This window comes from Streptomyces tibetensis (genome assembly GCF_040647715.1).
Taxonomy (GTDB): Bacteria; Actinomycetota; Actinomycetes; order Streptomycetales; family Streptomycetaceae; genus Streptomyces; species Streptomyces tibetensis_A.
On record NZ_JBEZCR010000016.1, the window covers coordinates 24920 to 46647 of the forward strand.

Annotated in this window: 19 protein-coding genes and 1 pseudogene; 12 read left to right on the forward strand and 8 right to left on the reverse strand. The window is 71.7% G+C overall.

Annotated elements, in window-relative coordinates:
* Window positions 1–81: 81 nt before the first annotated feature.
* A complete protein-coding gene (locus tag AB0B29_RS33375) occupies window positions 82–999 on the reverse strand; it encodes a MurR/RpiR family transcriptional regulator (protein ID WP_362245728.1) in 918 nt (305 codons plus the stop codon).
* Between the two features lie 155 nt (window positions 1000–1154).
* On the opposite strand from AB0B29_RS33375, the gene AB0B29_RS33380 reads away from it, so the two are divergent.
* Together AB0B29_RS33380 and AB0B29_RS33385 are read left to right on the forward strand one after the other, a co-directional pair.
* The gene (locus tag AB0B29_RS33380) at window positions 1155–1316 is read left to right on the forward strand and encodes a hypothetical protein (protein ID WP_362245730.1); all 162 of its coding nucleotides are present in this window, start codon (window positions 1155–1157) and stop codon (window positions 1314–1316) included.
* 49 nt (window positions 1317–1365) lie between these two features.
* Entirely contained in the window at window positions 1366–1767 is a 402-nt protein-coding gene (locus tag AB0B29_RS33385; RefSeq protein WP_362245732.1) for a DUF3662 domain-containing protein, read from the forward strand.
* An 18-nt stretch (window positions 1768–1785) separates the two neighbouring features.
* Here the strand turns inward: AB0B29_RS33385 and AB0B29_RS33390 are convergent, their stop codons facing one another.
* From AB0B29_RS33390 to AB0B29_RS33405, 4 genes and pseudogenes are all read right to left on the reverse strand, one after another.
* Window positions 1786–1926 (reverse strand): hypothetical protein, encoded by a 141-nt coding sequence (locus AB0B29_RS33390; RefSeq protein ID WP_362245734.1) that lies wholly within the window; start codon window positions 1924–1926, stop codon window positions 1786–1788.
* Window positions 1925–2825, reverse strand: a pseudogene (locus AB0B29_RS33395) (ArnT family glycosyltransferase); the annotation flags it as partial. The pseudogene AB0B29_RS33395 and the gene AB0B29_RS33390, both read right to left, overlap by 2 nt.
* Before the next feature lie 179 nt (window positions 2826–3004).
* Window positions 3005–4924 (reverse strand): phosphatase PAP2 family protein, encoded by a 1920-nt coding sequence (locus tag AB0B29_RS33400; RefSeq protein ID WP_362245736.1) that lies wholly within the window; start codon window positions 4922–4924, stop codon window positions 3005–3007.
* Window positions 4925–5125: 201 nt separating this feature from the next.
* Window positions 5126–6034 (reverse strand): N-acetylglucosamine kinase, encoded by a 909-nt coding sequence (locus tag AB0B29_RS33405; protein WP_362245738.1) that lies wholly within the window; start codon window positions 6032–6034, stop codon window positions 5126–5128.
* A gap of 252 nt (window positions 6035–6286) precedes the next feature.
* Between AB0B29_RS33405 and AB0B29_RS33410 the strand changes: the two genes are divergently transcribed.
* The 5 genes from AB0B29_RS33410 (at window position 6287) to AB0B29_RS33430 (ending at window position 12680) form a co-directional block, all read left to right on the forward strand.
* Window positions 6287–7432, forward strand: a complete 1146-nt coding sequence (locus AB0B29_RS33410; protein WP_362245740.1) for an ROK family protein — start codon at window positions 6287–6289, stop codon at window positions 7430–7432.
* A gap of 275 nt (window positions 7433–7707) precedes the next feature.
* A complete protein-coding gene (locus AB0B29_RS33415; RefSeq protein ID WP_362245742.1) occupies window positions 7708–9030 on the forward strand; it encodes an extracellular solute-binding protein in 1323 nt (440 codons plus the stop codon).
* Between the two features lie 118 nt (window positions 9031–9148).
* Window positions 9149–10060, forward strand: coding sequence for a carbohydrate ABC transporter permease (locus AB0B29_RS33420; RefSeq protein ID WP_362245744.1), 912 nt, complete (start codon window positions 9149–9151; stop codon window positions 10058–10060).
* The gene (locus AB0B29_RS33425) at window positions 10057–10959 is read left to right on the forward strand and encodes a carbohydrate ABC transporter permease (protein ID WP_362245746.1); all 903 of its coding nucleotides are present in this window, start codon (window positions 10057–10059) and stop codon (window positions 10957–10959) included. Before AB0B29_RS33420 ends, AB0B29_RS33425 begins: the two co-directional genes overlap by 4 nt.
* Before the next feature lie 2 nt (window positions 10960–10961).
* The gene (locus AB0B29_RS33430; protein ID WP_362245748.1) at window positions 10962–12680 is read left to right on the forward strand and encodes a hypothetical protein; all 1719 of its coding nucleotides are present in this window, start codon (window positions 10962–10964) and stop codon (window positions 12678–12680) included.
* Between the two features lie 205 nt (window positions 12681–12885).
* On the opposite strand, the gene AB0B29_RS33435 is transcribed toward AB0B29_RS33430, so the two are convergent.
* Window positions 12886–13434: a GNAT family N-acetyltransferase gene (locus AB0B29_RS33435; RefSeq protein WP_362245750.1), complete on the reverse strand. Its 549-nt coding sequence runs from the start codon at window positions 13432–13434 to the stop codon at window positions 12886–12888.
* Between the two features lie 93 nt (window positions 13435–13527).
* On the opposite strand from AB0B29_RS33435, the gene AB0B29_RS33440 reads away from it, so the two are divergent.
* Window positions 13528–13827 carry a LysE family translocator gene (locus tag AB0B29_RS33440; RefSeq protein WP_362245752.1) on the forward strand — a complete coding sequence of 100 codons (300 nt, stop codon included), beginning with the start codon at window positions 13528–13530 and terminating at the stop codon, window positions 13825–13827.
* A 35-nt stretch (window positions 13828–13862) separates the two neighbouring features.
* Here AB0B29_RS33440 and AB0B29_RS33445 read toward each other — a convergent pair whose 3' ends face one another.
* Window positions 13863–14519 carry a nucleoside/nucleotide kinase family protein gene (locus tag AB0B29_RS33445; protein ID WP_362245754.1) on the reverse strand — a complete coding sequence of 219 codons (657 nt, stop codon included), beginning with the start codon at window positions 14517–14519 and terminating at the stop codon, window positions 13863–13865.
* A 137-nt stretch (window positions 14520–14656) separates the two neighbouring features.
* Here AB0B29_RS33445 and AB0B29_RS33450 point away from each other — a divergent pair, with 137 nt between their 5' ends.
* The 4 genes from AB0B29_RS33450 to AB0B29_RS33465 all read left to right on the forward strand — a co-directional run bounded on the left by AB0B29_RS33450 (window position 14657) and on the right by AB0B29_RS33465 (window position 20745).
* Window positions 14657–15394, forward strand: coding sequence for a beta-phosphoglucomutase family hydrolase (locus AB0B29_RS33450; RefSeq protein WP_362245756.1), 738 nt, complete (start codon window positions 14657–14659; stop codon window positions 15392–15394).
* Window positions 15391–17745, forward strand: coding sequence for a glycoside hydrolase family 65 protein (locus AB0B29_RS33455; protein ID WP_362245758.1), 2355 nt, complete (start codon window positions 15391–15393; stop codon window positions 17743–17745). Before AB0B29_RS33450 ends, AB0B29_RS33455 begins: the two co-directional genes overlap by 4 nt.
* A gap of 103 nt (window positions 17746–17848) precedes the next feature.
* Window positions 17849–19327: a hypothetical protein gene (locus tag AB0B29_RS33460; protein ID WP_362245760.1), complete on the forward strand. Its 1479-nt coding sequence runs from the start codon at window positions 17849–17851 to the stop codon at window positions 19325–19327.
* Window positions 19328–19593: 266 nt separating this feature from the next.
* A complete protein-coding gene (locus AB0B29_RS33465) occupies window positions 19594–20745 on the forward strand; it encodes a HoxN/HupN/NixA family nickel/cobalt transporter (RefSeq protein WP_362245762.1) in 1152 nt (383 codons plus the stop codon).
* A gap of 7 nt (window positions 20746–20752) precedes the next feature.
* Here the strand turns inward: AB0B29_RS33465 and AB0B29_RS33470 are convergent, their stop codons facing one another.
* Window positions 20753–21721 (reverse strand): hypothetical protein, encoded by a 969-nt coding sequence (locus AB0B29_RS33470; RefSeq protein WP_362245764.1) that lies wholly within the window; start codon window positions 21719–21721, stop codon window positions 20753–20755.
* Window positions 21722–21728: the final 7 nt, after the last annotated feature.

Below are 21728 nucleotides of genomic sequence, written 5' to 3' on the forward strand. Positions count from 1 at the left end.
GAAAACATTCATGCGTGCTTTGTTGCGGATGGTCCCCTTGTGCGATCCACCGGGGCACGCTCAGTCCCTACCGGGGCACGCTCAGTCCCTGAGGAAGAACTGGTGCTGGTCGGCGACCTGCTCGTACTCCTCCAACCGCGCCTGCGTCCGCTCCGGATCCGCGTCCGTCATGGCCTGCAGCAGCGCCGAGCACATCACGCCCGGGGCCGCGTAGGAGTCGAACACCAGTCGCGACCCCGTCCCGATGGCGAAGACGGCATCGGCCTCGTCCGCGAGAGGCCCGAGCGCCAGGTCGGTGATCAGGGCGACCTTGAGCCCGGCGCCCCGCGCGACCCGGACAGCCGTCAGGGTCTCCTGGGCGTGCCGTGGCATGGAGAAGGCCAGCACCCATGTCCCGCCGGCCTCACGCGACTGCAGCAGTGCGTCGTAGGCGACGCTGCCGCCCCGGGTCACGAGACGTACGTCCGGATGGATCCGGCGGGCGGCGTAGGCGAAGTACTCGGCGAGCGAGACGGAGATGCGTAGCCCGAGGACCGTCAGGGGGGCCGACGACGAGAGCTTGCGGCCGACGTCGATGACCACGCTCGGGTCGGCCAGGTCCCGCCGCAGGTTCTCCAGGTTCTCGATCTCGGCGTCGACCGCCGCCTGCAGTTCGTTGCCCCGCATCTCCTCGGCCGGGCCGACCGCGAGGGTGCCGAGCGCGATCGACTGCAGCTTCTCCCGCAGCGCGGGGTAACCGCTGAAGCCGACCGCCGAGGCGAACCGCGTCACCGAGGGCTGGCTGACGCCGACGCGGTCCGCGAGATCCGTGATCGACAGGAACGCCGCCTCGGTGATGTGCTCGATCAGATACTGCGCGATGCGCCGCTGCCCCGGGGACAGCCGGGGACGGTCGAAGAGCGCCCTGAGCTGGGCAGACGGGGAGACTTCCGCTTCGGGGGCGGCCTTCCCCGAGGTGATCGCGGATGCCTGTGCGCGTGCCTGCTGCGGCGATGGCACCGGTGCGCCTCCTTCGTCTCCCACGGACGTTCAACATAGCTCACGCACATGGTGACCAGGGCTTCTCCGGGCAGCATGAGCTGCCCGGCACGGGGTTACCCGTACGCCCGGCGGGAACCCGCCGCCGCACGCACCCGAAGTGAGGAGCCGACGTCATGACCGTCCCCGAGGAGAACCGGCCCAAGACGCAGACCACCGACGAACTGCTGGAACAGCACGACGAGAACCGCACGCGCCCGCCGGGCGCCACCGGCCGCACGATGCGCGAGGCCCTGGAGGAGGCCGAGGTGCGCCCCGACGATTTCGACGACCGCTAGGCACATCCCCGCACCCGACCGACCACGACGCATCGGCAGGAGAGACGGCATGAGCGCGCTGAGTGCGCTGGAACAGACCCTGGAGAACCGCTGGGACGCGCTGTGGGCGCGGCTCCTCGACAAGGAACCGGTCGAGGTCCTCGACGCCCTGCGGCGCGAGTGCGACGACAACGCCGTCGTGTGCCGTGAGGGCCGCGTCATGGTCCCCAACGCCTACGACGTGGAGCTCCCCGACGACGTGCACGACCATCTGACCCGCACCGGCACCGACGTGGGCCAGGCCCTCACCGACAGCCTGTCCCGGCACGCGGAACGCCGCGGTTACGAGTTCGCCGGCCCGCTGGCGGTCCACGTGGCGAAGTGCCCCGAGGTGCCCAACGGCCGCTACCGGGTGGCGAGCCGGGTCATGCAGCACGTGAGCGCGGACGGGTTCTTCTACGCGACCCACTGACCGCGCGTGCCCCGCCCCTCAGCGGCGGTACAGCGTGATCGAGTGCCCGACGTCGTCCACGGGGCGGCTGCCGCCGATCAACTCGGCCAGCCACCCCGTGGCCTTCGCGGCCGCCGAGTCCGACACGGCCAGCAGCCCCCGCACCTCACGGGCCGGCACCCAGCGGTGTCTTCACCAGCAGCGCCGTCGGCAGGTAGTACCAGGGCGAGCCGTCATAGCTGCCCGAACAAGAACCCCTGCCAGGGCCGGTTCTCCAGCCCGAACCGCACGCGCATCCCGTCCCGGCAGGCCTCCGGAAAGGGCATCATCTCCACCAGCAGCCCCCGCAGCCCGTGCACCACCGGCACGTGCTGCTCCGCACCCCAGCGCAGCCGCGGATCGACCATCAGATACGTGACCCACACGACGGCTACCGCGACGAGGGCCACACCTGGCGCCGCCACCACGGCCCGGCGCCGGCTTCCCCCGGACGCCCGCCACACGGACAGCGCGGCCAACGCCATCACCACCGGCACGGCGGGCAGCGTGCTCATCTTCGTGGCCAGCGCCGCGCCCAGCGCGACCCCCGCGAGCGGCACGTACAGCCGCGGTCTGCGGCGCGCCCGCCACACCAGCCACGCCGAGGTCAGCGCGAACCCGGCGGACGGCACGTCCAGGGTGGCGAGCGAGCCGTGGGCGATGACGTCGGGGGAGAAGCAGTACAGCGCGAGAGCGGCCGACCCCGCGACCGTCCCGGCCAGTTCACGGGCGAAGGCGAACACCACCAGACCGAACGACAGGGTCAGCGCGATCATCGGAAGGCGGGCGTACAGCATCAGACGCCAGGGATCGTTGCCCGACTCGTACAGCAGATGCCGGCCCAACTGCCCCCGGTCCCCGGCGAAGGCGGCGTCGACGTGCGGATCCGCGAGGACGACCCCCGCGCCGATGAGCAGCTTGCCGAGCGGCGGATGCTCGGGGTTGTGCCGCAGCCGGTGCTCGTGCACGTACTCCGCGGCCGCACCGACGTACACCGGTTCGTCGATGGTCGGGGTCTGCTGCACGGCGGTCGTGACCATCGCGAAGGCCATCTGGGCGAGCAGCAGGGCCACGAGGAGGGGCACCGGCCACCGTCGGCCCGGTCTGCGTGCGCTGCCGGCCGGTGCGGGGGCGACAGCGACACCGGCCGCGCAACGGCGGGAGCGATCCAGAGGTCCCTCATGGCCCCACCCTGCATCAGCCCCCGCCGAAGAAAGCGCTAGCGCCTCACGAGTCGCACCGACAGACCGTCAGCCGTGTACACCGGCTCGGCCCGCAGCGAAGCCGAGTCCAGCTCCACCCGGTCGAACCGGCCGCGCAGCTGCGAAGCCGACAGGACGGCAACGGTCGTCCCCGCGGTCGGCGGCCGCTCGGCGTCGAGCCGCAGGGACAGCACACTGCCCCGGCCCAGCAGAGCCCGACGGCCCACCGTCAGGGCCGGGCCGTGGTTCCTGCGCAGCGGCAGTTCCAGCCTCGAGGCGCCCTCCTGGACGTACGAGCCGCGCACCCGCGCGACCTCGGCCACACGGAGCGTGCCGCCCGTGACGTGCACGTCGCCCTCACCGAGGGCGCCCGTCGAGGCGGCGACCAGCGTGCCGGCCTCGACGGCGGTTCCGCCGCGGTAGCAGTTGTGGCCGGTCAGGGCGAGTGTGCCCGAACCGCGCTTGGTCAGGCCGCCGTCGCCCTCGATGTCGTTGCGCCAGATGTCGGCCGCGTGGAAGCCCCCGGCCGCCGCGTCCAGCCTCACGACGACGTCCCGCTCGAAGGCGCCGTAACCGTCCGCCGCGGCGAACAGGTTCAGCCGCCCCCACTGCTCGAAGCCGTCCAGCAGGACGTACCCCGACGGCAGCGCCGTCGTCCGCAGCACCTCGCGTCGCTGGGCCGCGGTCAGGTACGGCAGCCGCGTCTCCAGCAGCACCTCCGCACCCTTCGGCACCGCGAGCGGGTCCTTGCGGCCGCGGCGGGGCAGGATGTACGTCAGCCGGGGCCGGACCGAGCGGGCGTTGGCCTCCCGGTCGGCGTAGGGGTCGGTGCCGGTGTCCGCGGAATGCGCGTACGTGTACAGGGTGTCGGCCGTCGTACCGGTCTTCTCCGTGAAATAGGCCAGGGCCTGGGCGCGGGCCGCCGCCTTGAGCGCGGAGTTGGCCGGGTCCGCCAGGGTCGCGGCGGCCAGTGCGGTCGCCATGATCCGGCCGCCGAGCACGTCGACGGGGGAGTGCATGCCGGCGACGATCCGGGTGTGGGCGAGTTCCAGGGCGCGCGTCACCAGCTCCTGGAAACGCTCGGGAACCGCGTACGCGTAGGCCAGCGAGGCCAGGTGCAGGGCGTTGGTGTGGCCGCTGGGGAAGCCGCCGTCCTCGGCCGGCTTGTCGCTGCGCTGGCGCAGCAGCTGCGGGGCGACCACGACCTTCGACTCGTACACCGGGAAGCCGAACTCGTCCTTCCTGCCGGTGTCGACGACCTCGCTGTCCTCGTTCATCCGCCACGGCCGCGGATACAGATAGGCGAACTTGGCGGGGTTGCCGGACGCCCAGTTGCCGCGCAGGGTGTCCACCAGCCGGGCCACCTGGCCGAGTTCGGAGTCGTACGAGCCGGCGCCCAGCGCGGAGCCCGCCGGGGCGTCGGCGGGCACGGCGTCGTCGATCTTGGCCGGCGGTGTGCCGTCCGGGGCGCCGGTGATCGACGTGACCGCCTTGGCCCCCGTCTTGTAGAGCGCGGCGAGCGGGCCGAGACCGTCGATCATCGAGTAGCTCTGGTGCTGCCGGTCGATGATGAAGGCCTGCTTCGCCTCCGCGTCGGTGCGCTCGGTGGTGATCCGCTCGCAGTAGCGCACGTTGGCGCGCAGGATGTCCGGCATGAGCGGGGTGCCGGTGTTCCAGGCGCCGCCGGTCTTCCAGACCCGGGCGAAGCCCCCCAGGGCCCGGACGACCGCGTTGGTCTCGGGCGTCTGGTTCGCCAGGACGTTGGTCTTGTAGTCGTCGACGAACGCGGCGGGAGTGGTGGCGGCCTTGGCGTCCGCTGCGCCCAGCCAGCCGACGAAGGCCGGCGTGGCGACCAGTGCGGCCGAGCCGCCCAGGGAGGTTCTGAGGAAACCCCTCCGGTTCAGGGCGGGGGAGTGGTGCCCGGCGGATGACGGCATGGGTGTGCCTCTCTTCAGTTCTGCGGCCCTGCGGCCGGGTGCGATCGTGCGATCTTGCCTGATACGAAGGGGAGTTGAGTGTCCCGTGTGTCAGGTGGTGCCTACGAGCGAAGAACTACGGCCGGGTCGTGTCCTGTCGGCGAGGGTGCTGCGGCCGGGACATGTCCCGTGGATGAACGAGGGGGCAGGCGCCCCGGCGCGTCACAGCAGCGATCGCGCCAGTGCCACCGCGCCCTCGACCGGCGGCTCCCGCAGCGGCCTGGTACGGGCCGCGGGCACGCTGTCGGCCAGGGCCGCGGTGAGGGCGTCGTAGAGCGCGGGCTGGGACAGCACCGTGCCGCCCGCGACCACCACGTCGTCGACGACGGCCCCGCGCGCGGCGAGACGGCCGACGAGTGCGGCGAGGGAGCGGCCCGCCTCGGCGATCACGGCACGGGCGAGCGTCGAACCCGCCTCGGCTGCCGTGAAAACGACGGGCGCGTGCCGGCCCCACTCGGCGGAGACGTCGGTGGCGCTCTCCAGGGCCGCGCCCAGCGCCGGCACCTCCGGCACACCCAGCGAGGCCACCAGGCCGACCGCCAGCTCGTCGGGCTCCTCGCCCCGGTCATGTGCCGCCCAGGCGGCACGGGCCGCCTCCCGGACGAGACCGGCGGCGCCGCCCTCGTCGCCGAGCACGGCGCCCCAGCCGCCCACCTGGACCGTGGTGCCGTCGGGCAGCCGCCCCACGGCGACGGACCCGGTGCCGGCCACCAGACCGACGCCCTTGTCCAGACCGGCGGCGGGGACGAGGAGCTCCGCGTCGCCCACGACCAGTGCGGGCACGCCGAAGGCGCTCTCCAGAGCGGCGCGGATCCGCGCGCACTGGCGGGGTGTCTCGCACGCGTGCGCGCCCACGGCGAGAGCCGAGGGCGCGGCGCCGGCCGGCAGGGTCTCGCGGACCAGGCCGGTCAGCCAGCCGGCCGCGGCCGCGGGGTCGTGCGGCCGCCAGCCGGCGCTCGAGCGGACGTGATCGACGACGCGGTGGTCCCCCGCGAGGGCGCGGAGGTGCGTCTTGGTGCCGCCCACGTCGATGCCGAGCACGAGAGTGCCGGCGGAGGTGGAGTCCTGCACGGATCCTCTTTCGTCGGTGCGCAGTGCTGCGACGGCGGGCGAACCGTGCCTGGGACAAGGGCAGTTGACAACTCTGGAAGCCCCGGGACGGGCCTCTGGCGGAGTCACGGCAGGCGAGTACCGTGACGTTCGTTAGGAAGTTAACTAACGAAGTACAGTGCGTCAAGAGGAATCCCATCGCCGCATCCCACGGAGCCCTTCGCGAAGCCGATCGCCCGGGGGGAGCGGCCCATGACCTGTGTGGGGTAACTGTTGGAACATGACCTGGCAAGAGCCCCCCGACTGACCGAGAGCGCGGGCGCGGTGTTCGCCGTGCTGGCCGGGGCCGGCCGCGCGACCCGGCCACAGCTCGCGAGCCTCGCGGGCCTGTCCAAGCCGACGGTGTCGTCCGCCGTCGCGGAACTGGAGAGCGTGCGGCTCGCCGCCCACTCCGGCACCGCCTCCAGCGGCACGGGGCGCAACGCCGCCGTCTACCGTCTCGGGCCGGCCGCGGGGGCCGTGCTCGCCGTCGACCTCGGCCCCACCCTCACCCGGGTCCGTGGCTGCGCCCTGGACGGCACACTGCTCGCCGAGGCCACCGGGCCCCGCGAGGGTGCCGCCGACGTCGTGCGCGAGGCGCTCGACGCGCTGCCCGCCGACGCCCCGCTGCGCACCATCGTCGTCGCCGTCGGTGACGTCACCGCGCCGCGCAAGGAGGGCAGCGGCATGCGTCCGGCGACCGCCAAGGCCGGTCCCGTCTTCGACGCCGTGACCGTCGCGCTGCCGCCGGGCGTCCCCGTCCACCTGGAGAACAACGTCAACTGCGCCGCCCTCGCCGAGCTGCACGAAGGTGCCGCCCGGGGCCGGAACATCTTCGGCTACCTGAGGATCGGCGTCGGTATCGGCCTCGGCATCGTCGTCGGCGGCCAGGTGCTGCGCGGAGCGAACGGCGCCGCCGGTGAGCTGGCCCGGATCCCCTACCCGTGGGACGACGGACGCGAGCCCCGCCACGAGGCCCTGGAGGAGTACATCGGCTCGCGCTCCCTGCTGCGGCGTGCCGCCGAGGCCTGGCCGGGCACTGACGGGCCGTGCCCCCGCACCGTCGAGGAGCTCTTCGCCCTCGCCGGACAGGGCCGTGCGGCCGCGCGTGCCGTGGTCGACCGTCATGCCGTGGACGTGGGACGGCTGGCCGCCGCCGTGACCGCGGTCCTGGACCCGGGGCTGGTCGTGCTGGGGGGCAGTACCGGGGCGTACCCGCAGCTCCTGCACGGGGTCCGGGCCGAGCTCGCCCGGCTGAGCTGGCCCACCGAAGTCGTCAGCAGCACCGTCGGTGATCTCGGTACCGTCGTGGGCGCCGCCAGGCTCGCGGTTTCCCGAGGAGTCCAAACCGTGACCGAGGTCGCGGGGGCGAAGGATTGACGGCCTCCGACTCGTCGTGCCAATGTCCGGACAAGCGCTTTCTGAGTCGGCCGGGACGCCGACTCCGGGTGAGCCTCCCGCCCGTACGCGAAGTACGGCAGCCGCACGAGGGCGTGCTCGTGCGACGTCGGCCGTCATGGCCGGGGACCCCACCCGTCAAGGCGATGCGGCCGGGCGAGGCCGTGCCCCCTAGAAAGCGAAATTTCCTGCAAAATGCACCCGTGCCGCCTCGGCTGGCGCCGTGCTTCTTCCGCTACGAAGAAAAGGGATCGAAGATGATCAGTGTGGGTGTGCGGCGCTCCCGCCGACTCGGCGGCATACGCCGCGTGGTTCCCCTCGCTGCCGTGGCCACGGCAGGTGCCCTTCTGCTCTCCGCCTGCGGGTCGGGCTCCGACTCGGGCGGCACGTCCAAGTCGCTGACGTTCTGGATCTCCACGGTTCCGGGGCAGGACGCGGGCTGGAAGAAGATGGTGTCGCAGTACAAGAAGGACACCGGCGTCACCGTCAAGCTCGTCAACATCCCCTACGACGGGTACCCCACGAAGCTGCACAACGCCGCGCAGGCGAACTCCCTGCCCGACGTGGCGGCCGTGCCGGCGCTGGACCCGATCTGGGCGAACAAGCTGATCGACCTCAGCTCCATCGCCGGCAAGAAGAGCAACAAGATCAACGCCAACTTCCTCGCCAAGGACTCGTCCGGGAAGGTGCTGGCCATCCCCTCGGACGTCACCGCGTCGGGCATGTTCATCAACAAGTCGCTGTTCAAGAAGGCCGGAGTCTCCTTCCCGACCTCGCCGCAGAAGACCTGGACCTGGACGGAGTTCATCAAGGCGGCGAACAAGGTCCGCGAGAAGACCGGCGCCAAGTACTCCCTGACCTTCGACCAGTCGCCGTCCCGGCTGCGCGCCATGGTGTACGAGATGGGCGGGAAATACGTCCACGCGGACTCCTCCGGCAAGTTCTCGGTGGACGCGGCGACCAAGAAGGCCGTGAACACCTTCGTCGGATGGAACGACAACAAGACCATGCCGAAGTCGGTGTGGACCAGCGGCGCCGACCCGTCCGCCATGTTCCAGAGCGGTGACGTGGTCGCCTACTGGTCCGGCGTGTGGCAGGTCGCCGCCTTCTCCGAGAGCATCAAGAAGTTCGACTGGGCCAGCGTCCCCACTCCCGCCCAGCCGGTGCAGGCCAGTGACGTCAACAGCGGCGGCATGATGGTCGGCTTCAACAACAACGGTGACGCCGCAACCGCCACGCAGAAGTTCCTGTCCTGGATCTACGAGCCGGACAACTACCGCGTGCTGTGCGAGGCCTCCGGCTTCCTGCCGGTCGAGAGCGGCCTGAACCCGAAGTACCCCTTCAAGTCCGAGGCGGCTCAGGCGGCGTTCAAGCTGTACAACGAGTCGATCCCGCTCTACGCCCCGATCTCCGGCTACTTCAACGGCGCGCAGACGAAGTGGGTGCTGAAGGGCAAGAGCCTCACCGAGGACCCGACCAAGACGGAGCTCGGCAAGGCGATCAACGGCCAGCAGTCGCCCGACAAGGCCCTGGAGAACATCGTGGCCGGCTACAACCAGCAGGTCGGCGGCGGATCGTAGGCCGCGGGGCCGGGCGGCGGGGGTGAGACACCGCCGCCCGGCCCTGGACGCGCCCCGCGATCCCGGGCTCATGGCGTGAGCCCCCTGCAATCCCTTCCACCAGCACGGAGTCAGGAAGATGACAAAACGCGCCTCGGACGTGTCCGCGAGCCCGCCCAGGAGACGCAGTAAGTACACCCTTGCGCCGCTCACCCTGATCGCGGCCAACGTCGTGCTCTTCGCGCTGTTCTTCGTCTGGCCGGCGGTGATCGGGCTCCTCTACTCCTTCACGAACTACACGGGCGTGGGGGTGTTCCAGTGGATCGGACTGGACAACTACCACAACCTGTTCGGGGACTCCACGTTCTACGACGCGCTGACCCGGACGCTGCTGTACACCGTCCTCTTCGTCCCGCTGAACTTCGCGCTCTCGCTGCTCGCCGCCAACCTGGTGGTGAACAAGCACGCCAAGGGCGCGTCGGTCGCCCGCGTCATCTTCTTCATCCCGTGGCTGCTGTCGCCCATCGTCGTCGGCGTCCTGTGGCGGTGGCTGTTCGGCGAGAACTTCGGACTGGTCAACTACGTCATCGAGAAGCTCGGCGGCGGCGCCGTTCCGTGGCAGTCGAACGCGGACCTGTCGCTGCTGGTGGTGGTGATGGCCGCGGCCTGGGCGTGGACGGGCTTCACGATGCTGCTGTTCATCGCGGCGATCAAGAACGTCCCGGTGTCGTACTACGAGGCGGCCGAGCTCGACGGCGCCGGTTCGTGGCGCAAGTTCGTCAGCATCACGCTGCCGAGCATCGCGCCCACCTCGTTCATCGTCATCCTGCTCAACACGATCAACGCGATGAAGGAATACCCGGTGTTCGTCGCCCTCAACAACGGCGGACCCGGTACCTCGAACAACCTGCTGGTCCAGTACATCTACGAGACCGGCTTCAAGCGGGGCCAGATCGGCTACGCGAGCGCCGCGTCGTTCGTGCTCATGCTCATCCTGATGGCCGTCGCGATCATCCAGCTGATCGTCAACCGGCGGGTGGAGAACCGATGACAACCACAGACATGCCCCGCCCGCTCGACGCCGACGCCAAACAGCCCGTGTCCAGGAAGCGGCCCCGCAACCCGGCCACCGGCGGGCTCCGGCGGGCGGTGCCCGCGACGACACTCCTGTGGATCCTGGCCTGCCTGTACGGTCTGCCGGTGCTGTGGTTCATCCTCAGCTCCCTCAAGCCGTCCAGCGACCTGTTCTCCTACCCGCTGACGCTGGTCCCGCACAACCCCACCCTGTCGGGATTCAAGGCGGCGTGGGACAGCGCCAACTTCTCCCAGTACTTCATCAACACGGCCATCGTGTGCGTGATCACGACGATCCTCACGGTGGGGGTCAGCTGCTGCACCGGGTACGCGCTGGCCAAGTACGACAACAAGTGGCTCAAGGCCTTCTTCATCTGCATCCTGGCCACCACGATGTTGCCCTCCGAGGTCATGCTCGCCCCCGAGTTCCTGGTGGTCCGCAACCTCGGCCTCTACAACTCCTTCGCCGGCATCATCCTCCCGGCCGTGCTCACCGCGACCGGATGCTTCATGTTCCGCCAGTTCTTCCTCACGGTGCCCGACGAACTCGTGGAGGCCGCACGCATCGACGGCGCCCGCGAACTGGCGATCTTCGCGCGGATCATGGTGCCGCTCTCCCGGCCCATCATGCTGACCCTCGCGATCCTGTCCTTCCAGTGGCGGTGGAACGACTACATCTGGCCGCTGCTGATGCTCAACGACCCCAACAAGTTCACCGTGCAGATCGGCATCCAGAGCATCGTCGGCGCCCAGAACATCAACTGGTCCGTCCTGCTCGGCGCATCGGTCATCTCGATGATTCCTCTGATCGCCATCTTCCTGGTCTTCCAGCGCTACGTCATGGGCGCCGACATCAACGCCGGACTGAAGGACTGATCTTGCCCTCCCCGCTCGACCACGAGTTCGTCCGTGCGGTGGCCCGCGCCGCCGACCGGGAGGCCGCCCCGCTGGCCGCCGCCCCCGACGAGGAACCGGCCGGCGTGGCCCACCGCGCTCTGGCACGCCGGGTGAAAACGCTGATCGCGGCCTACCGGTCCCAGGAGTCGGCACTGCACGGCAGCGGGCAGGCCGTCGCCGCCGCGACGACCCACCTGCGCGCCCTGCGGGCCGCGCAGACAGTCACCGGCCTCTTCGCCGGCGGCGACAACGTCCAGTCCCCGCCGGACTCCGCGTTCACCGTCAACGACGTGTGCGACGCGCACGTGCTGGCCGCCGGCGCCGGGGAGGAACTGCGCGACGTCACGGCCGCGCTCGCCGAGATCGCCGGGGCCGCCACCGCCAGTCTCCTGACCGGTGGGGTGCACACCCCGAACCACCGCTGGGAGCTGTGCGCGGCGCTGGCCCGGCTGCACCGGTCGTTCCCCGACGACCGGCTCCTCGAGCGCATCGAGGAGTGGCTTTCCGAGGGCGCCGACATCGACGCGGAGGGCCTGTACTCCGAGCGCAGCGCCAACTACGCGGCCCACGTGTCGAACCCTTCGCTGCTCCTTCTGGCCGGTGTCCTCGGCCGCACCGACCTGCTGGACGCCGTCGAACGCAACCTCACCACCACCCTGGACCTCATCAGGCCGGACGGCACGGTGGAGACCGTCCACTCGCGCCGGCAGGACCAGAAGCACCCGTTCCCGCTGGCGCCCTACCTGCCGCACTACCGGCTGCTCGCGATCCGCACCGGCCGGGGCGACCTCAGCCGGGCGGCGACGCTGGCGGCCGCAGACGGCATCGACGACCCCGACCTGCTCGCCGAGACCCTCCTCACCCCCGACCTGTGCCGCGTGCTGCCGGAGCCGGTCGCGGAGACCCTTCCCCGGGACCGGTACCTCACCACCGCGCGCCTCGCCGTACGCGCGTCCGCCACCGCGCACACGGTGGTGTACGGCGGCTCCGACGTGCCCGGGCACCGGCGCATCCGCTCGGGTCTCGCCTGCAACCCCACCTTCCTGCGCCTGTTCGCCGGCGACGCCGTCCTGGACGCGGTCCGCCTCTCGCGGGGCTTCTTCGACCTGGGCCCGTTCCGCGCCGCCGAGATGCAGCGGGCCGCCGACCACCGGTACCGGCTGACCGAGACCCTCACGGCCGCCTACTACCAGCCGCTCCCCCTGGAGCTGCGGCGGGACGACGCCGCCTACCGCATGGCGGACGAGGGCCGCTTCTCGGCCGCGATGTCCTTCGCGGACCGGCCCCGGGACGAGGTCTCCCACACCACACGTGTCGAGGTCGACCTGCGGGAGGACGGCGCCTACCTGCGGATCGACCTCAGCGGACCCCGGGTGCCCTGGGCCCTCGAACTGACCTTCCGTTCGGGTGGCGTACTCGAGGGCGCCGTACCGCTCGGTGACGACCGCTGGTGCCTGACGACCGGATCGATGACCTACCGGGCCGGTGCCGACGAGATCCGCGTCCAGGCCGACGTCCAGGCAGGCGAACCGCTGGCAGGGCCGGAGCGGGCCGAGGTACTGCAGTACGACCCGGGGCAGGACTACACCGTGGTGGGCGGCACCGACGCGACGACCGGGAACCGCGTCTACATCGGCGGGCTCGGCCCGCACACACTGACCGTCGCGCTGCGCGCCCGCCGGTCCGCACCTCTCGGGTGATTCCCACGCCGCTGACCCGTGCACCTGACTCGCGGGCCCAGCCCGCCGTCGCACGGCTCACCGGCGGCTCCGGGGAGGGTGGGGCGGCCATGGCCCGAGAACGGGCAGCCCCTCCCTCGCGACGGGCAGGGCGGCGGGCACGCGCCCGGCCATCCAGGCGGCCAGGTCGCGCACCCGCCCGGTGACGACCGGGCCGGTCCGGCCGTCACGGGCCCATTCCCGACGCAGGTCCTCGGCCTGCACCCGGGTGCCCGCGCGCCGGGTCGCGGACGGGCCGTGCCTGAGCCGCGAGCTCCCTCAGCGGCTCACCGCTCAGCCTGCACACCTTCCACTCTTCCAGCATCTCCACCCCGAGCGACGCGTAGAAATCGATGGCCGGCGTGTTCCAGCCCAGCACCCACCACTCGAAGCGGTCGTACCCGTTGCGCCGGCACGTCGCCGCGAGGGTGGCGAGCAGTGCCTTGCCGTGACCCGCGCCGCGGGCGTGCGGACGGACGTAGAGGTCCTCCAGGTGCATGCCGCGGGTGCCCGTCCAGGTGGAGAAGCGTGGGAACCACAGGGCGTAGCCCATGACCTCACCCGTACCGTCGTCCTCGGCGATCAGGGCGAAGGCGGCGGGGTGCTCCCCGAAAAGCGCCTCGCGCAGCTGCTCCTCGGTGGCCCGTGCCTGCTCCACCGCCCGTTCGTACGCGGCGAGTTCGCGGATCATCGTGCGGATCTCAGGGATGTCGTCCAGGGTGGCGGATCTGATCATGCGGCAGATCATGCCCCATCGCCGAACGGCGCGGAAACCGCTTGCCGGGACGCATCGAGTCGGTGATGCCGACGCGAGGCCGCAACGGTCTCCGTGTCCCTGCGGCGGGCCTACTGGCAGGGGTTGGTCACCAACGCGGCCAACCCCAAGGCGGGCCTGTTCGCCGTCTCGTTCCTGCCGCAGTTCGTGCCCGAGGGGGCCGCCGTCCAGCCGGCACTGCTCGCCCTCTCGGTGATCTGGGCCGTGGTGGACCTGGTCTGGTACCTGCCGGTGGTGTGGCTGGCCGGGCGGGTCGGGGGCGTGGTCAGGCGACGGTCGGTGCGGCGTCGCCCGGAGCAGGCCTCGGGTGCGGTCCTGGTCGGGCTGGGCGTGCGGCTGGCGGTGGACGCCTGACGGGTGATCAGGACTGCACGACGCGTGCCCGGTGTTCACGCCCACGGGAATGGCACCGCGGACTCCGGTACCACCACATCCGCCCCACCCCGGGTCGACGCCACCAGCTCGGCGTTGCGCTCGTCCGAGCGTGACACCCAGGCCACCGCCTCCCCATGCGTCTTGCCGAACCGCTCGTGGCGGGCCACCAGCCGGCGGACGCGCTCGCGCTCGGGCAGCTCGCAGAACCACACCTCGTCGAGGAGGGGGCGCACGCGGGGCCAGGAACCGGTGGTCAGGAGCAGGTAGTTGCCCTCGGTGACGACCAACCGGGCCGTGACCGGAACCGGGATCGCGCCCGCGATCGGCTGTTCCAGATCGCGCTCGAATCCGGGCGCGTAGACGACGTCGTCACCGGGCTCGTCGCGCAGCCGCCGCAGCAGGGCCGCGTAGCCCGCCGCGTCGAACGTGTCGGGTGCTCCCTTGCGGGCCCGCAGGCCGAGGCGCTCCAGTTCGGCGTCGGCGAGGTGGAAGCCGTCCATGGGAACGTGCGCGACCCAGGGGTCACCGGTGCCGTTCAACTCCCGCACCAGGTGCTCGGCGAGCGTCGACTTGCCCGCGCCGGGGCTGCCCGCGATGCCGAGGATCGCGCGCCGGCCACCCTGAGGCAGGGCCCGGGCGCGCTGGACGAGGTCGTCGAAGGTGAGCGGCACGGAGAAAGTGTGTCACCCCGCAGCGGGCGCCGGGACGAGAGCCCGGCTCGGGCGCCGGGAGCGCGCCCCCCCTCGCGCCCCCGGTGTGTGGCGTGCGCCACTCACTGGAACATCTCCGCAGGGGGAACCGGTCCTGTATGACGCAGCTCGGTCTTCCCGAAAGCATCCATGCCTGTCTGTTCGACCTCGACGGCGTCGTCACCAAGACGGCCGTCGTGCACGCGGCCGCCTGGAAGGAGATGTTCGACGCCTTCCTGCGCGAGCGGGACGGCGCGGAGTTCCGGCCGTTCGAATCGGCGGACTACGACGAGTACGTCGACGGGCGGCCACGCGCCGACGGGGTGCGCACCTTCCTCGCCTCCCGCGGCATCGACCTGCCCGACGGCGAGAGCGACGACCCACCGGGCGCCGAGACCGTGCACGGACTGGGCAACCGCAAGAACGAGCTGGTCCTCGAGAAGATCCGCACCGACGGCGTCGAGGCCTACGACGGCACCCTGCGCTATCTGGAGGCCGTCCGCGCCCACGGACTCAGCACCGCGATCGTCTCCTCCAGCGCCAACTGCCGTGACGTGCTGCGCTCGATCGGCGCCGAGCACTTCTTCGACGTCCGCATCGACGGCGTCGTCGCCGCCGAACGCAAGCTTCCCGGCAAGCCGCACCCCGACACGTTCCTGGCCGCCGCAGAGGACCTCGGCGTCGACCCCTCCGAAGCGGCCGTCTTCGAGGACGCCCTGGCCGGCATGGACGCGGGCCGCGCCGGGCGCTTCGGATACGTCGTCGGAGTCGACCGGGTCGGGCAGACCGACGCGCTGTACCGGCACGGCGCCGACACCGTCGTGCAGGACCTCGCAGAACTGGGGGACACGAAGTGATCGCACAGCGGGCGTACAACGTCGAGCCCTGGACCGTACGCGAGACGGAACTCAACCTCGACGTCCTGGCGCAGAGCGAGTCCGTGTTCGCCCTGTCCAACGGCCATGTCGGCTGGCGCGGCAACCTCGACGAGGGCGAACCCCACGGCCTCCCCGGCTCCTACCTCAACGGCGTCCACGAACTGCACCCGCTGCCGTACGCCGAGGCCGGCTACGGCTACCCCGAGTCCGGCCAGACCTCCATCAACGTCACCAACGGCAAGGTGCTGCGGCTCCTCGTCGACGACGAGCCGTTCGACCTGCGCTACGGGCGGCTCGTCACCCACGAGCGGACCCTCGACCTGCGCCGGGGCGTCCTGGAGCGGGTCTGCGAATGGACCTCACCGGCCGGCTCGACCGTCCGGGTGCGCTCCACCCGGCTGGTGTCCCTCACCCAGCGCGCGATAGCCGCGGTGGCGTACGAGGTGGAGCCCGTCGACAGCCGCACCCGCGTGGTCGTGCAGTCGGAGCTCGTCGCCAACGAGAGCCTGCCCGAGCCGGACGGCGACCCGCGCGCCGCCAAGGCGCTGAAGTCGCCGCTGGAGCCGGAGGAGGACCTCGCCACGGGCAGCCGGCTGCGCCTGGTCCACCGCACCCGCCGCAGCGGCCTCAGGGTCGCCGTCGCCGCCGACCACACCGTCACCGGCCCCGAACGGACCACCACGAGCAGCGAGTCCAACGTGGACGTGGCCCGGCTGACCGTCACCTCCGTCCTGGAGCCGGGCGAGCGGCTGCGCGTGGAGAAGCTGGTCGCGCACGGCTGGTCCGCAGTCCGCTCCCGGCCCGCGATGAGCGACCAGGTGGAGGCGGCCCTGGCGGCGGCCGGGCACAGCGGCTGGCAGGGGCTCCTGGAGGACCAGAAGGCGTACCTCGACGACTTCTGGGCGCGTGCCGACGTCGAGATCGACGGCGACGAGGAGATCCAGCAGGCCGTCCGCTTCGCCCTCTTCCACGTCCTGCAGGCAGGTGCCCGCGCCGAACAGCGCGCCATCCCCGCCAAGGGACTCACCGGCTCGGGCTACGACGGCCACGCCTTCTGGGACACCGAGGCGTTCGTGCTGCCGCTGCTGACCTACACCGCGCCGAAGTCCGCCGCAGAGGCCCTGCGCTGGCGCCTCGACACCCTGCCCGCCGCCCGGGAGCGCGCTGCTCAACTCGGCCTGCGCGGCGCCGCGTTCCCCTGGCGGACCATCGAGGGCTCGGAGGGCTCCGCGTACTGGCCGGCCGGCACGGCGGCCTTCCACGTGGGCGCCGACATCGCCGACGCCGTCGTGCGGTACGTGGCCGTCACCGGCGACGAGACCTTCGAACGCGAGGTCGGCGTGGAGCTGCTGGTGGAGACCGCCCGGCTGTGGCGCTCCCTCGGCCACCACGACGACCGGGGCGTCTTCCACATCGACGGTGTCACCGGACCGGACGAGTACAGCGCAATCGCCGACGACAACACGTACACCAACCTCATGGCCCGGGCGAATCTGCTGGCCGCCGCCGACGCGTGCAAGCGCCACCCCGACGAGGCCGCGCGCCTCGGCGCCGACGACGAGGAGACGGCCGCCTGGCGGGCCGCGGCCGAGGCCATGAACGTCCCGTACAACGACGAACTCGGCGTCCACGAGCAGCACTCCGGCTTCACCCGCTACCAGCGCTGGGACTTCGAGGGCACCGGCCCCGACCAGTACCCCCTGATGCTGCACTTCCCCTACTTCGACCTGTACCGCAAGCAGGTCATCAAGCAGGCGGACCTGGTGCTGGCGATGTACACCTGCGGCGCCTTCTTCGAGGAGTACTTCGACGAGGAGCAGATCGCCCGCAACTTCGCCTACTACGAGCCGCTGACCGTTCGCGACTCCTCCCTGTCCGCCTGCGTCCAGGCCGTCATGGCAGCCCGCTCCGGCCACCTCGATCTGGCCGCCGACTACACGGCCGAAGCGGCGCTCATGGACCTCGGCGACCTGGAGCACAACACCCGCGACGGACTGCACATCGCCTCGCTGGCCGGTACCTGGATGGCACTGGTCGCCGGGTTCGGCGGCATGCGCTGCAGCGACGGCGCCCTTCGGTTCGCGCCCCGCCTGCCCGAGCGCTACAGCCGGCTCGCCTTCAGGGTGGGTTTCCTCGACCGGTGCCTGCGCGTGGAACTGACCGCCGACCAGGCCACCTACACCCTGAACTCCGGCATGCCCCTGACCATCCGGCACCACGGCACCGAGCTCACGGTGAGCGAGGACGCACCCGTCTCCCGGCCGATTCCGGAGCTGACGCACCGCCCGGCCCCGAGCCAGCCACCGCACCGCGCCCCGCACACCCGCTGACCCTCGCCACGGGTCAGGCACTTGGCTGAGTTCCGCCCTGCACCTCCCCGCCCCCCGGGTTAGCTTGATCGTGTTTTCCGATCATCGGGGTAAGGGGCGGAACATGCCTGATGGCGCGAACGCCATCCTCGTCCGCGGGCGAAGACGCGAGCAGACGGCCGGGCCGCACGCCGCGCCATGGGCGCGCGGCACCCGGCCGCTCGCCGTCCTGGCCGCCCTCTTCGTCGTCGCGCAGCTCGTCCTCGTCCGGCCCGTCCTGGGCCTCGGCTGGGACGAGATCGTCTACGTCAGCCAGGTCACCTCCCACCACCCCGCGGCCTTCTTCAGCGCACCCCGCTCCCGCGGCGTCTCGCTGCTGGTCGCGCCCGTGGCGTCCTGGTCGTCGTCCGTCCCGCTGCTGCGCGTCTGGCTCGCCCTGCTGTCCGGCCTCGCCCTCTACCTGGCCTTGCGCACCTGGCGTGGTCTGTTCCCGGCCCGCGTCCTGGTGGCCGGCGGTGCCCTCTTCGCCTCGCTGTGGATGACCCTCTTCTACGGTCCGCAGGCCATGCCGAACTACTGGGTCGCGATCGGCGCCCTGACCGTCGTCGGCTGTTTCCTGCGGGCCCGGGAGGAGCACTGCGCACCGGTCCTCCTGTGGGGCCTCGCGGCCGGGGCCGCCCTCATGGCATGGATGCGTCCCACCGACGCGGTCTACGTGGCCCTGCCGCTCCTCGTCCTCGCCCTGGCGCGCCGCCGACGGCGCCTTCTCCTCGCGCTCGTGGCGGGGCTCGCGGCGGGCGCCGTGCCGTGGGTGATCGAGGCGTACGCGAGCTACGGCGGACTGGGTGAGCGGCTGGCGGAGGCCTCCCGGATCCAGGGCGGACTGGGCTGGCAGATCGCCGTCGACGACCAGCTGCGCAGCCTGGGCGGGCGGGCCCTGTGCCGGCCGTGCACCGGGTCGATGCCCAACCCTGTGGTCATCGCCTGGTGGTTCGCCCTGCCCGTCCTGGCCGGTGTCGGACTGGCCGTCGCGGGCCGGGCCCGGCGCCTGGAGCGGACCCTGGTCCCGCTGGCCTGTGCGGCCACCGCCGCGCTGCCGTACCTCTTCATGATCGGCTACGCGGCGCCCCGCTTCCTCCAGCCCGCCTACGCGCTGCTCGCGATCCCCGTCGCCGACGCCCTGTGGCACCTGGCCAGAACCCCGGGTGGCGCATGGCGCCCGGTGGCCGCCCCGCTCGTCGCGCTCGCCCTGGCCGGGCATCTCGCGGTGCAGTTCGCCGTGCTCGACGGTGCCGTGTCCCGCAACACCGAAAGCCGCCGTGACTGGGGCCGCACCGCGGACGCCCTGCACCGGCTCGGTGTCCGCGCCCCTTGCCTGCTCACCGGTCACCAGGCCATCCCGATCGGCTACTACACCGGCTGCTCCTCGGGAGCCACGTCCGGAAACAACGAGAACACCACGGCGGCGGACATCCTGCGCACCGCGGAGCGTCGCCCGGTCGCCCACCTGGCACCGGCCGGCGCCACGCCACCCCGCTACGCCCGCTCCTGGCCCGTCCACCGCATCTCGGACCTGGACGTCCGGGTGGCACCGGGCCGCTGACCCCCCGAGTGCGTTTCCCGCGCGCCCGGCTCAGGTGTGGTCGAGCAGCGCCACAGCCGGCCGGACGGACCGAACGCCGGGGTCTGACACCCGGCCGGCCCGACTGCTCCACGCCGACCCGAACGGCCCGGCGCCTGCCCGGCGGAGTTTTCGGTTCCATGGACAAGACCTGTCACGGGCTTTACTGCACATCACTTGCAGCTGCTGGAGGATGGCACAAGGCTGTTCAGCGCAGCCGTCCGTACGACAGAAAGACCTTCCCCCCGATGACGGCCGCCCCCGAGTCCACTCCGCGCCTCCCCGCCCCGGCCCCCGCCCAGCGCACGGCCTGGCACCGCGTCCGCATCTCCATGACGCGGCGGGAGTGGACCAGGGTCGGGGGGATGGCGGCCTTCATCCTGGCGCTGCACGTGATCGGCTGGTTCACCCTCGTCGCGATCGTGGCCCCGGAGCACCACGCCATCGGCGCCCAGACCTTCGGCATCGGCATCGGCGTCACCGCGTACACGCTCGGCATGCGGCACGCCTTCGACGCCGACCACATCGCCGCCATCGACAACACCACCCGCAAGCTGATGGGGGAGGGGCAGCGGCCGCTGTCCGTGGGCTTCTGGTTCTCCCTCGGCCACTCCAGCGTCGTCTTCGCCCTGGCGTTCCTGCTCACCCTCGGCGTGAAGACCCTGGCCGGGCCGGTCCGTGACGACGGCTCCGCCCTGCACGACGTCACCGGCCTGATCGGCACGACCGTCTCCGGGACGTTCCTCTACCTCATCGCGGCCGTCAACCTCGTCGTCCTGGCCGGCATCTGGAAGGTGTTCCGCGCCATGCGCTCGGGCCGCTACGACGAGGCCGCCCTGGAGGAACAGCTGAACAACCGCGGGTTCATGAACCGCCTGCTGGGCCGCGTCATGAAGTCGGTCTCCAAGCCCTGGCACATGTACCCGCTGGGCCTGCTGTTCGGCCTCGGCTTCGACACCGCCACCGAGATCGCCCTGCTCGTGATGGCGGGCTCCGGCGCCGCCTCCGGACTGCCCTGGTACGCGATCCTGTGCCTGCCCGTCCTGTTCGCCGCGGGCATGTGCCTCCTCGACACCATCGACGGCTCGTTCATGAACTTCGCCTACGGCTGGGCCTTCTCCAAGCCGGTCCGCAAGGTCTACTACAACCTGACCATCACCGGCCTGTCCGTCGCCGTGGCCCTCCTCATCGGCACGGTCGAACTCCTCGGCCTCCTCGCCGAACGTCTCGGCCTGCACGGCCCCTTCTGGGACCGGCTCTCCGGCCTCGACCTCAACGTCCTCGGCTACGTCGTCGTCGCCCTGTTCCTCGCCACCTGGGTGGTGGCGCTGGTGGTGTGGAGAGTCGGACGCATCGAGGAGAAGTGGTCGGGGGACCTGGCCGGGCCGGAAGGTCCCTAGCGGACGCTCACGTCCCCAGCCGCAGCTCCTTGCGCCACTTGCTGATCTGCTTCTCCGCATCCCCCGTGTAGGACCACGGCGTGCGCGTCGCGCGGGGGCCCAGCATGCCCAGCAGGACGCCTGCGATGTCCGTGGCGCCGGCGGCGCACGCCGCGTGTGCCAAGTAGTTGAAGTCGCGCAGTTCACCGGGCGCGATACCGCTCTGCGTGCGGGCCATGACCCAGCGCTGCCAGGTGCGCCGCAGGTCGCTCGACGCACCGTCGTGACTCCAGTGCTGGGAGAGGCCCACGGCGGAGTTCCTGCCCTGCGCCGCGTCCAGGGCGAAGCGGTACTCCTCGACCCGGGCGTACTGCACCAGGACCGGCAGCGGACATCCGGGCGGCGCCACTCCGGCCGCGTCCCGGGCGAAGTCGTACATCAGGCCGTGCGTGCCGTGCCAGCGCGCCGAATAGTAGTGGAGCACCTGGAGGTGTCCCTCGACGCTGTAGGGGTCCCGGCCGTGCAACTCGTCCCACCAGCGTGCCAGTTCCTGGCGGCGCACGCCCTTCGGGTACAGGCGTGCCACCGAGATCAGCGACACCCACGGCGTCGGGTCCTCCGGGTGCGCCTGTGCCGCCGTCAGGCAGGCCAGCACCGCCGCGTCCACGCGGTGCTGGTCGATCGGCACGCCCCGCCCCGCCGCGATGGCCACGTTGAAGGTGCGGGCGGTCTCCGTCGCCGCCCGCAGCACCAGCGCGTCGGCGCTGTGGGGGTCGGCCGAGAGCCAGGACTCCACCGTCGAACTGCCCGCGCACACCTGCGCCAGCTGCCGCATCCGGTGCCCCCGGGCCGTCCAGTCGCGGCCGGTGGCGGCCAGGAGGTCCCGCAGCCCCTGCCAGCGGCCGATCACGACGTCCTGGCGGGCGGAGGTGAGGTCGGTGTCCCCGCAGTCGGGGTCGAAGTCGGGGGTGAAACCGCGTCTGAGACCGCGTGCCATCGAAGGT

Excerpts from the sequence above, each read along its gene's own strand:
- AB0B29_RS33380 (WP_362245730.1), top strand. The coding sequence starts at position 1,155 with ATGACCGTCCCCGAGGAGAACCGGCCCAAGACGCAGACCACCGACGAA.
- AB0B29_RS33385 (WP_362245732.1), top strand. The coding sequence starts at position 1,366 with ATGAGCGCGCTGAGTGCGCTGGAACAGACCCTGGAGAACCGCTGGGAC.
- AB0B29_RS33400 (WP_362245736.1), bottom strand. The coding sequence starts at position 4,924 with ATGCCGTCATCCGCCGGGCACCACTCCCCCGCCCTGAACCGGAGGGGT.
- AB0B29_RS33415 (WP_362245742.1), top strand. The coding sequence starts at position 7,708 with ATGATCAGTGTGGGTGTGCGGCGCTCCCGCCGACTCGGCGGCATACGC.
- AB0B29_RS33420 (WP_362245744.1), top strand. The coding sequence starts at position 9,149 with ATGACAAAACGCGCCTCGGACGTGTCCGCGAGCCCGCCCAGGAGACGC.
- AB0B29_RS33425 (WP_362245746.1), top strand. The coding sequence starts at position 10,057 with ATGACAACCACAGACATGCCCCGCCCGCTCGACGCCGACGCCAAACAG.
- AB0B29_RS33435 (WP_362245750.1), bottom strand. The coding sequence starts at position 13,434 with ATGATCAGATCCGCCACCCTGGACGACATCCCTGAGATCCGCACGATG.
- AB0B29_RS33450 (WP_362245756.1), top strand. The coding sequence starts at position 14,657 with ATGACGCAGCTCGGTCTTCCCGAAAGCATCCATGCCTGTCTGTTCGAC.
- AB0B29_RS33460 (WP_362245760.1), top strand. The coding sequence starts at position 17,849 with ATGCCTGATGGCGCGAACGCCATCCTCGTCCGCGGGCGAAGACGCGAG.
- AB0B29_RS33465 (WP_362245762.1), top strand. The coding sequence starts at position 19,594 with ATGACGGCCGCCCCCGAGTCCACTCCGCGCCTCCCCGCCCCGGCCCCC.
- AB0B29_RS33470 (WP_362245764.1), bottom strand. The coding sequence starts at position 21,721 with ATGGCACGCGGTCTCAGACGCGGTTTCACCCCCGACTTCGACCCCGAC.